Annotated in this window: 3 protein-coding genes; all 3 read right to left on the reverse strand. The window is 48.7% G+C overall.

Annotated elements, in window-relative coordinates; translation table 11 throughout:
• A partial coding sequence (locus Q0239_RS05290; RefSeq protein ID WP_298599483.1) for an oligosaccharide flippase family protein occupies positions 1–1100 on the reverse strand: 1100 nt, incomplete at its 3' end.
• Positions 1101–1132: 32 nt separating this feature from the next.
• Positions 1133–2422 (reverse strand): hypothetical protein, encoded by a 1290-nt coding sequence (locus Q0239_RS05295; protein WP_298599486.1) that lies wholly within the window; start codon positions 2420–2422, stop codon positions 1133–1135.
• A partial coding sequence (locus tag Q0239_RS05300) for a HisA/HisF-related TIM barrel protein (protein ID WP_298599489.1) occupies positions 2419–2817 on the reverse strand: 399 nt, incomplete at its 5' end. The genes Q0239_RS05295 and Q0239_RS05300, both read right to left, overlap by 4 nt.

Consider the following 2817-nt stretch of genomic DNA (forward strand, 5'->3'; position numbering starts at 1 on the left):
TTGTACAAGCCAATACCGATTTCGGTAAACCAACAGGACGCCTGTAATAACAAGCCCATGACCAATGGAAAGACAACGACCGCGTCACTTGCATAGCGGTCGGTCGCCAGAAAATGGATCAGTGGTTGAGAAAGCAAGGTGATAAACAGTACCGCCAAGCATATCCCGACAACAAATAGCTTCAACACCCAGTTAAAGGTTCGCGCGGCATCGGCTTGTTTGTGTAAGGAGAGCGAGAACGGACCCCATGCGGTCTGAAAGGCGCTAACCAGCAACGCAATCAACATTGCCATCTTTGTTGCGGCGGCATACAGTCCCATCGCCTCAGCACCCAGCAAACTATTTATCAAGGTGCGCTCTAGCGTGGGGGAAAATGCCCCAGCTAGGCATATCACCCCGTAAGGCAAGGCAAACGGCAGCATCTCGCGCAAACGCTGAAAATCCTTGGGGCGTGCCAGCCAACCCCGCACAAAGAAAAGACCCAATGCAGCAAATACGACACTGGTCGCAAACCCGACCCATAAAACCCCTGCAATACTTGCATCAAAATACAGAACCGCGACCACCAACAATGCGGCATGCACCCCCGTGAAACCGAGCGACATGGTGAGAAAGCGCGAACGGGCAAAGGTCCACTTCAACAAATTTTGCGAGAAATTGATGATGAGCAAAAAAGGAAGTTGTGCGAGGATGATCTTAAACAACAATACACGATCAGTCGCTGCAATCAAAATTTGGGTCAGCCTGCCAGCAGAAAACCATAAGACGGGAACAAAGAGTGTCAATCCGAACAATTGAAACACCAAGGATTGTGAAATTAACTGGCGGCGATCTTCAATGCTCTCATATTCATAAAAATAACGCGCAACCGCAGAGTCTTGGCCAAATACAAAAAAAATTGCACCCAAACTCGCCAAGGCCAGAAAGTAATCAAGCACCCCATATTCGGCGACGGAGAAGTGCCGTGCCAAGAGTGGGAAAGTGATAAGGGCAAATGCCTTGCTCAGTGCAGCCGCACCTCCGTATAGGATGGAATCTTTTAGCAGGAAGGACAGGCGGCCACGCAGGGATAATATGACCGGAGTTGGGGTTGTGCTCAATTAATGCTTCACTAGATGACTTAACTTTAGCTTTATAACAAGCTCAGCCACTGCTTGGCTAAACTGATACCGTTATATTGATCAAACCATTGCTTCGCAGATTGTCCAATCTGTTGTCTTTTTTCGCCGTCGTCAGCCATTTCTAATAAATGGTGAAGGATATCCTCCCGCCTACGGACAGGCAGCATGGCCGGTGCCGGGTATCCATAGAGTTGCTCGAACTCGCCCGCATCGAAATTGAAGCCTTGTAAGAGCGGCTTTCCGCTGGCAAATGCCTCCCAGCCTGTTCCGCCCCAAATGATCCGTGGTAAGTCGTAAAACTCGCCAACACCGATCGAAACCCGCGAAAGCAACCACATCAGCTCTTTACGGAACATTTTGGGCAGCCAATGAACATTGGCATCTATTCCCAGCTCTTTCACTAGCTGCTTGGTAGCAGTAATGTCTGGGCCATACTCGACGATCAAGAGAACAGGCTTAAGATGCGACCGATTCGCACAAAAATCGGCAAAGGCATATAGCAACCAATCATTATTTTTATTTTCTTTTATCCACGCCTTGTTTGAATAGTGACCAGGATTTCGCCATAACAAGCGAGAGTGCTGCAAAATTGTGAATTTTGAATTCGCGATAACAGCCCATGCATTTTCCAAGGGCTTACTGGGTGGATTCTTCGGAAGCTTTTCTTTGTTATATACCATAGGAATCGCAAGCTTGTGTGGCTGAACGCCTATGCTGGTTAGGACGTCATGCGTCAAACCCATCTCATAATTAATCACATTTTTCGATGCGCAAATCCCGCTCTCTTGTAGTCGCGAAATTTTATTTATAATTATTTTGTTGACGCCAAAAAAACCTTTGTCACGCACAACGAATGTGCCAGCTCGGAAAAACTCGACTCCGGTCGAGTATGGATAAAAAATATCTAAGGAAAATCCGGCTCTACCCAAAACTGCAGGCGATATACCAGAAGCAATGATCTTGTCATAGCCACCATAAGTCGCAGCAATCTCACGCTTCGAAATTGGTTTAACCCATGCTTCTGATTTGCCTAGCCAAGCCATTAGGCGAGAACGTAAAGCCAATATCCACGATAGCGGAAAATCAAATGCGGCGACTGGCGCATTAGGAATCTCAGTTTGATGAATGTAAGGTGCCCATTTCTCAATATCCCAGGTATCCGCTTCAGGCTTGAAGTGACTTAACGTGCCTTGGCCGTCATTTTTGTAGAGCAACAGATGTGCATCAACCCCGAGATCACGAAAATATCGCATCAACGCGAAGTTGTTGTTATTCATGTTCCCAATCAAGCCGATCTTCATTCTAAGACTACCTGCAATTTGCCCGCCTCTGGAAAATTCACCAACACCCCCATCCCCTTCTTCTGAAACACCACCATGCTTCCCAAAGCCACAGCAGAGGCGTGGGACTGCTTCACGACCTGACGGATATGTTCCAACGACCCTGCCCCACCATGCGCAATGACGGGGATGGATACGGCATCAGTTACGCGCTTGACAAGGTCCAGGTCGAAGCCATCCCAGGTGCCTTCCCTATCCATGGCGGTAAGTAGAATCTCACCGGCCCCCATTTGTTCAACTTCCTTGGCCCATGCCACTGGATCGCGGCGGGTGTTTTGCTTGCCGCTCAGGGTACGCACGGTCTGGCCGCCGAAGAGGCCTTTGCGCACATCGATCGAGACAATGACCGCCCGGCT

It is taken from the genome of uncultured Sphingorhabdus sp. (assembly GCF_937872355.1).
Taxonomy (GTDB): Bacteria; Pseudomonadota; Alphaproteobacteria; order Sphingomonadales; family Sphingomonadaceae; genus Sphingorhabdus_B.

Bases quoted from the DNA above. Each gene is read 5' to 3' on its own strand.
- Q0239_RS05295 (WP_298599486.1), bottom strand. From the start codon at position 2,422: ATGAAGATCGGCTTGATTGGGAACATGAATAACAACAACTTCGCGTTG.